The organism is Erwinia sp. (genome assembly GCF_031978025.1).
Lineage (GTDB): Bacteria > Pseudomonadota > Gammaproteobacteria > Enterobacterales > Enterobacteriaceae > Erwinia.
The window spans coordinates 1-7,528 of sequence record NZ_DALZCD010000218.1 but is presented as its reverse complement, the minus strand read 5'-3'; the positions used below and the strand labels follow the sequence as shown (position 1 = coordinate 7,528).

The window sequence follows — 7,528 nt, the reverse complement described above, 5'->3', positions numbered from 1 at the left end:
GCCGCAATGACAATGACAGAACCCATTTTTTTTTCGTTAATAGACATACTGCTTTCCTTTCTCTTCTTATTGATAAAAATGCGGAAACATCCGCGATAAAAATACAACCCGGCCCGGGAGTCAGCGGCAGACCTCCTGCGCCTGAGTGACCGGGGCCTGCAGCGCCTTCGCCGGGAGGTGGTAGTGCACGGTGCACTGCTGATCAGAACTGTTCCCCCACTTCGCCGTCAGGACACCCTGCTGTGGCAGGCCTGTCAGCCACACCTGGCCGTTGTCACCGACCAGCCCGCTGCTACTGCCACCTTCTGCACTCACCGGCGTCCCGAAAGGTAGGGGGGCGCCGTTGTGCATCAGCGTCAGCAGGCCGCGAATACCTGTACGGGCGATAAAGCTGGCCCTGACCACGGCCCCGCGTGTCGGTACGACACGAGTAACAGCGTTATCAATGTCCGTGTGGTCATCCAGCTCGCTGACGTCCAACGCCACCCGGTTTTCCCGATATGCCCCGGCATATGGCACCGCCGTGTAGCCACGCCAGTCGGTGTGAATCCCTGTGCCGTTTTCCACCGGCAACCCTGCCGCGCCCGGCGCGGCAACCAAAATACTGGTCTCGCCCAGCGGCTGGCTCAGGGTCAAGCCACCGCTGTGCAGTATTGCTCCACCCGATATCCCGTAGCGCACCTGACGATAGTCGCGACTGTAGCCGTACCCCAGTGAAGCGTTACCGACCCCGCCCTGATAGCTCAGGCTGGCATCCCCGCTGGTTCCGTTGTCACGGTCATAGCCCTGAGAAACACTCCAGCCCAGATTGTTCCCCTCCAGTGCCGTTCCGCTGAGTCCGGCCTGATGCGTAACGTGCCCGTCAGCGCTCTGACCTGCACTGTAGGTGGCCATCATCTGATGGCTGTGTTCGGTAATGCTGCCGGAAGACAGCAGGCTATCCAGCGGCACCGAGGTGGTGAGCCAAAGCGTTCTGTCGGCCCCAGGTTGACCGCTGATGCGGCTGTAGCCCCAGGAAAGGCTGTAGCTGGCAGGCCCCAGGGTACTGCTGAAGCCGGCCTGCATCGTGTCGGTCTTTGCGCTGTCCTGCCAGTAGGTCTGATGACTACCCGTGACATAAAGTGAGCCGAGCTTACCCAGTCGCTGGGAGAGGCTGAGCTGGATGCGCTCCCGCTTGTTGCTGTAAAGACTGTAGTGGTCCGCCCAGTTGGGTTTCACCGGCCGGCCGGCAGCGTCGACGGCGTCATCATCGTGCAGCCAGCCCGACATGTTCTTCAGCGCGGTTTCGTCCAGGGTGTGAAAACCCTGGGTGGAATAACGGTAGCCAGCCAGCTGGACCGTGGTGCCGGTGGAAACCAGCGAGCGTCCGTACATAAACCGCAGGGACTGGCCCTTAGGCCGGGAGCCGTCCGCCAGCGTACTGTCGGCATGAGTTACATCGGCCGATACCGCACCCCATACGCCCATATTGAGCCCTGCCCCCACCGCAATTGCCCGATAACTGTCAGCAAGCTGGGTTCCACCGTAGGCCGTGATGTTGTGAGGCAGCCCCCAGAGCAGCGTGCCCTGAGCAAACGATGGCGCACTGTAACGGTCACTGCTGTTGCGGTAACGGCCCGCAACAATGCCATAGCGGACATGTCCCTGGCGCTGAAGCACGGGAAGGGATGAATAAGGCACGGTAAAGATGTGTTTTGCGCCGTCCGCTTCCGTAACGGTCACCTCCAGGTCCCCGCCGGACGAGACCGGGTAGAGGTCCCGGATGACGAACGCGCCGGGTGCCACAAAGGTGCGGTAAATCTCGTGGCTATTCTGGCGAACGCTGACCTGTGCGTTGCTGTTCGCTGTTCCCCGGATGACGGGCGCGTAGCCGCGCATGGTGTCCGGATACATATCGTCATCCGTGGCAAGCCGCACACCGCGGAACGAGAGGGAATCAAACACATCCCCGCCCGTGTAGCCGTCCCCGACGGTCAGCCCGCTCCGCCAGGGAATGATGGCCCGTTGCAGGTAGGTACTGATATGCTGCCAGCGGCGCTGCGCCCCGTACCGGCTCTGGTTATTGCTCCAGGTACTGTTGTCCCGCAGGCGCCATGCCCCGACGTTCAGGCCGCTGGTCAGGTTCAGGTAGCTGCTCCGGCTGTCACCGTAGCTACCCCGGTTATCACTGCCGCTGAACTGGTAGCTCAACAGGGCTGCGTTAATGCCATCGTCCCACTGCTCCGGGGGGATCCAGCCGCGTGGCCGGCTCTGCAGGGCCGCCTGTGGAATACTGACGTCCAGGCGCATCTTCTGAAAGTCAAACGACGTGGAAGCCTGAGGAATAGCCTGACCAGGCGATACGCACTGCCCGTCCGGCGCGGACGCCAGCCCGGGAAAGGCCGGCACGTTCACGCCCATATCCATCAGGTCACGGCGGGTCAGGCAGGCCACCAGGTCGGTGTTGTCGTGAACGTCTTTCCGCTGGGCGTCGCCCGCCAGGGCATCAAACTGCACGGTGGCGGAGCGGAGAAAAGTCCCGTTCAGGTAAATGTCCACCGGATAACTGCCCGGAGCCTGGGCGTGTCCGCTCTCAAAGCGGGAGAGGTCTGCTACGGCACGCGGGTCATCCGACAGCATAGCCGGGTCAAAATGCAGTCCGGCAAAGGCGCTACCGGACAGCGAAGCCCCTACCAGGATAAATAACGGTCGTAATCTGAATCGCATATTTTTCACCACAACAAACCAGCCCCAGAAACAGAAACAGAAACACAGACAACGTCAGCCGGTATTATTTAATAGCCGCCGTGATTGCCGGGGTGGTCGCGCCGTAATCGTTAATGGTGCGATAAGTGACGGTGCTGTCGTGGCCCGCTGGCAGCGGGTCCAGGGCCGTGCTCATGGGCGGAACCATCAGGTCCTTCAGCGCCTTCCCACCTGAGGTCATCCCCGTCAGGGTAAGGTAGTACGGCGTGGGGTTACGGATGGCCAGCTCACCGCCCTGCTGATGAAATGTCAGCTGAGCCGGTGCCTTATCCGGCGAGGGCTTCAGACCTGCCGGGCGGACAAACAGCTTTATGCGGTTGGCCGTGGCGATGCGCAGCACGGCACTATTATCTCCGGACTTATTGTCACCCACCGACGGAATGGCCTTGGCCGTGAAGTAGTAGAGTGTTTCCCGGTCAGCTGGCAACCCTCCGCCGGTGTGAATAAGGCGCAGGGTGTTTTCATTTTTCGGGCCACTGAGGTAGAGCGGAGGGGTAACGACAAAGTCGCTGGTTTTATGACCGGATGCGTCTTCCACCCAGGACTGCACCAGGAAGGAGTGCTGGGTAGAAGAGTTGCGTATCGACAGGCTCGCCTGCCTGGCATCCTGCGGGTAAACAATTCGGGTCCCCTGAATCGAAATGCCGCCCTCCGCCAAAGCCGGCAGTGTGGTCAGACACGCGCAGCCCAGCGCAAAAGCGGCCATAGCCGTTTTTCCGGAACGAATAAAATGAAATGACATACGCTTGATTTCCTGTGAGTGAGTAATAAATACGTCGCTGCTTAAAAACTGGCCGAACTTAAGTTATAAAAAAGATATTTCCCGGCACCGGAGTAATAAATAACACCGGCCGTTATCAGCCTGTCTGCCGTCTGTGCAACAAGCCCGGAATAAAAGACATTTTCTTATTGTGCGAATTAATTCCCACCCCTACAGAAGTTGAAGACAGACACGCTTATCCCAGCCTGCCGGAGCTGGGTAATAAAAAATAAAATGAAAACCACCCCTAAAAAAAACGGGAACATACTCTGGATTTCTATATTTCAGTGAAAAATGATATTCACCCTGACAGAAAGTGCGCGTACTCAGCCACACTTTTTATCAGGCCGGATTAAGCTCACGCTTTACGAAAAAATCGGGCCGATATCAAAAAGCACGTATTTATTCTATCCGGAATAATATGATCGTCAACACCGATCTATACCAGCATTTTGATAGTGTGCGCCTATTCAATTTGTATGAAATGATCATCGATAACGAGCATGTGGGAGGGAAAATAAATATAAATATGCTTCCTCATCAGTCGGTTATTGAAAAACCGGTTATATCAGGCTGAGGGATACCTCCGTTCGGCGTTAACAAAAGCGCATACAAATAAAGTGAATTTTGTTTAGGCTATATTTAAGATGGCGAAATAAGTAAAATAATAAAAATTATTAAAATCCGGAGTGAAAAATTTCACCAGCAAACATAATGGTGATAAATAAACAACAAATAAAACACCTCCCCAACAAATGTGGTTATTTATTTCGGAGGAGTACACCCTCCCCGAATGGCTAATAAATCAGGTAAATATTGCTTCGAAAAGGAGAGTGTGATTACCGGAACCTGAAGTAAAGAGACGTCAGCACCCGGACAAATACCGAGAGTAAAACACTTCATACAAATTACCCTCAGGTCAGATAACAGACAGAACGATCTTCTCAAAATGTCCTTCATAGGGCCTTACTCATTAATTTCATCTTCAGTTTTGGGTAACACTATTAGCTTCCAATGAAAACGCCCTCCTTGTTTGCGGGACGTAGTTTAAAGCGCTCTTATCAGAAAGGTCCGTCGGTTATTCGATACCGTACTTTTGCTCGGTCACAGATGCGAGGGCTTTATAATTCGGGTCTTTTATTACTTTACCATTCTGATCCTAAAGTACACTTTTTCGAAATAAATCATCACAGGTGGAGGATAACTCACCGCCAGAAATAACATCGAAGGGGTTATAAGTATACAGGCGAGCCGGTTTACGGTAGTCAGACGTCGGCTCCATAAAGGGTAGTCCTTCTTCCACTCCTTCATTTTTGATTATCTCTTTCAGAGACATTATTGTTTTGCTCCACGAGTATCTTTTAACCCCTGCTCATACACAGTTTGCAGAGCATCTTTAGTGTAAAGAGCCTGCTCTTTTCCGCTTATTTTATAGCCCTTCAGAGTGGCTACCTGCGTACTATCCCATACGGATTTTTGCTCTTGAACACCTGAGGAGGTTCGGCATCTCTTATGCCAGAAGTAGAGTATTCCTCCAGCCCCCTGATTTCGTGGATATCAATACTGTTATGCGAACGTAGGAATGGTAATGTAAAAGGCGGGAGCGTGGCTTACATAAAGCGTGGGCGATTTAAATAGGTTCGCAATGAAGTGACTGCAACTGGAACTGGAACCGGAACTATCGGTTTTTGGGCTTGATGGTTAAGATACGCAAACGATGAATTTTATATTTTTCTCCGAAAAGAGTTTTTACACAGATAACCGATCAAAGCTATATAAAACCTATGCAACTGTTTAACTAACAGCTAAATAGTTAACTTGTTATTAAACTATTAGATGTGGAAGGCGGCATAATGTCCGCTTTTCGCTCAAAGCGGACGGCTTACTTACGGCCAAAGAAGTACTCAAGCAAGTTCAAGACTGGATATCACGTGCTTCAGCTCAGCACATTTGTCAGCCCGAACAGGTAACAATGGACGCGGCAGGCAGTTTTCGGCAGCCAGACCAAGAATACTGGCAGCAGCTGCGATGATTCTAAAACCGCCTCCGTGCTGATGAAAAAGCTCCCAGAGTGGGCTGAGACGGTCGTGATATTCCCGTACTGCAGCATGATCACCTGCCGCTGCCGCATCTGTAATTTTTTTTGCCGCCTCAGGGAAAAGGCCGCCAAACACGGAATACCAGACCGCACAGCCAGCTATAAGACCGTTAGCAGCAGAGCTGTCACCACTGATGCCGATGGTCACTTCTAGCGGCAGTTTGCCGCGCAGGTTCCTGATCCTGGAAACGGCAGCGTCCATATCTGAAGGGACGGGCGGGATTTTAATCGACTGTACGGCTGGCAGCGTTGCAATTTTACAGTGCAGTTCATCTGAGAAGCTAAAATGGGTTTTTCCGGGATTATCATAGACACAGAGGGGTACCGTGACATGACGGGCTACCATCTCAAAGAGTCCGTATACTTCGTCTTCATGTAATGCCTGGTAAGCAACCGGAGGCAGGAGCAGAGCACTGGCACCGGCTGCCTGTGCATCATCGGCCAGTCGCAGCACTTCATCTGCGCTGACTGCTCCAACACACACCATTACCGGAATATTGTCGGCATGTTCTACAGCCAGTCTGGCTATCCGCCCACGTTGTTTACGGGTCATATAGGCGTAACTGCCTGTCGATCCAAGTACGCCGAGAGAATCAACTTTTGCATCTGTCAGTCTCCGCAGTATTCTCAGGAAACCCTTCTCGTCAGGAGAGCCTGATATAAACGGAGTGAATGGGAACGCGCTTAGACCTTTAAACATGATTTATCCTGTCTGGTCTGACTTATAGCGATTGCTGAACAGCAAACCTGTTATTGCGAAATTTGTAGCAAATCAGGGCCTGCTTATGTTTATGGTAACGATCCCCTGCGTCTGGCGAGCCGTTATTGTCTGGCTCATGTCCCTGATTGACTTCCCGTAGATTAAGACATTTTACAGGGCTTTGCTTTAGAGCAAAGCAGGTCTGCACCGTCAGTGTCTGGCTCAGTCTTAACCACAGGCTTCCCGATAATGACACTCGGTGCAGGCATCATCAGGCACGGATACGGCTACAACACTTCACACCAAACCCGGCTAATCGCGGGATACGCCCTGGTAACTTTCATAAAATAAACAAAAAACCTGAAATTAATCAGGCTTTATCAGGCGGATAGCGTGCTCCAACACCTTCTGTTCATCACGATCCGCATCGGTTCGCTGATGCCGCGTTTTGACCAGCAGGTCTGCCAGGATATCACGGCTGGTGTTGTGCCCGCTCTCAGCCAGCACGATGGCCGCATCGCCTATCACCCTGCAGACCTCGTCATAATATTCTTCACTCAATACGTCGCGTTTCATAAAACCTCACTGTTCAAATCAGCTGCTTTCCGCCATGAAGGAAAGGCCGACCAGAAGTATTAGTGCTGAAACGCTGTATCGCTATCGGGCCGCCGGGCTGAGCGCTTTTATTGTGACAACCATCACAATAAATTGCCCGGCGCGCCCGGCCAGATTACCGGCTGTAGAACGGGAACGCGCCAAACACCAGCCCACCCACCAGCAACGCCATGCTGACCAGGATGCCCCATTTGATGGCAAAGCGCTGATGATCGCCGATATCCACTTTCGCCAGGCCCACCAGCAGGTACACCGAGGGCACCAGCGGGCTAAGCAGATGGAAAGGCTGGCCGATTATCGATGCCCTGGCGATCTCTTCCGCGCTGATACCGTAGTTGAGTGCCGTCTGGGCAATCACCGGCAGGATACCGAAATAAAACGCGTCGTTAGACATAAAGAAGGTAAAAGGCAGGCTGACCAGCGCGGTAAAGACCGCCAGATAAGGGCCAAAGCTGTGTGGGATGACCGCCAGCAGACTTTTCGCCATCGCATCAACCATGCCGGTACCGGACAGGATGCCGGTAAACACCCCGGCCGCGAAAATAAGCGAGGTGACCGCCAGCACATTGCCTGCATGGGTATTGATACGCGCTTTTTGCTGTTCCAGCGA

Annotated in this window: 5 protein-coding genes; all 5 read right to left on the bottom strand. The window is 53.4% G+C overall.

Annotation, left to right across the window (positions count from 1 at the left end):
* Positions 1–120 precede the first annotated feature (120 nt).
* Positions 121–2,706, bottom strand: a complete 2,586-nt coding sequence (locus RTK32_RS16125; protein WP_312045734.1) for a fimbrial biogenesis usher protein — start codon at positions 2,704–2,706, stop codon at positions 121–123.
* Between the two features lie 64 nt (positions 2,707–2,770).
* A complete protein-coding gene (locus RTK32_RS16120) occupies positions 2,771–3,487 on the bottom strand; it encodes a fimbria/pilus periplasmic chaperone (RefSeq protein ID WP_312045732.1) in 717 nt (238 codons plus the stop codon).
* Positions 3,488–5,409: 1,922 nt separating this feature from the next.
* On the bottom strand, positions 5,410–6,303 hold the full coding sequence (locus RTK32_RS16115) for a dihydrodipicolinate synthase family protein (protein WP_312045730.1): 894 nt from the start codon (positions 6,301–6,303) through the stop codon (positions 5,410–5,412).
* 366 nt (positions 6,304–6,669) lie between these two features.
* Entirely contained in the window at positions 6,670–6,879 is a 210-nt protein-coding gene (locus tag RTK32_RS16110) for a DUF2767 family protein (protein WP_312045728.1), read from the bottom strand.
* 154 nt (positions 6,880–7,033) lie between these two features.
* A partial coding sequence (locus RTK32_RS16105; RefSeq protein WP_312045726.1) for an SLC13 family permease occupies positions 7,034–7,528 on the bottom strand: 495 nt, incomplete at its 5' end.

Bases quoted from the DNA above. Each gene is read 5' to 3' on its own strand.
- RTK32_RS16125 (WP_312045734.1), bottom strand. From the start codon at position 2,706: ATGCGATTCAGATTACGACCGTTATTTATCCTGGTAGGGGCTTCGCTG.
- RTK32_RS16120 (WP_312045732.1), bottom strand. From the start codon at position 3,487: ATGTCATTTCATTTTATTCGTTCCGGAAAAACGGCTATGGCCGCTTTT.
- RTK32_RS16110 (WP_312045728.1), bottom strand. From the start codon at position 6,879: ATGAAACGCGACGTATTGAGTGAAGAATATTATGACGAGGTCTGCAGG.
- RTK32_RS16115 (WP_312045730.1), bottom strand. From the start codon at position 6,303: ATGTTTAAAGGTCTAAGCGCGTTCCCATTCACTCCGTTTATATCAGGC.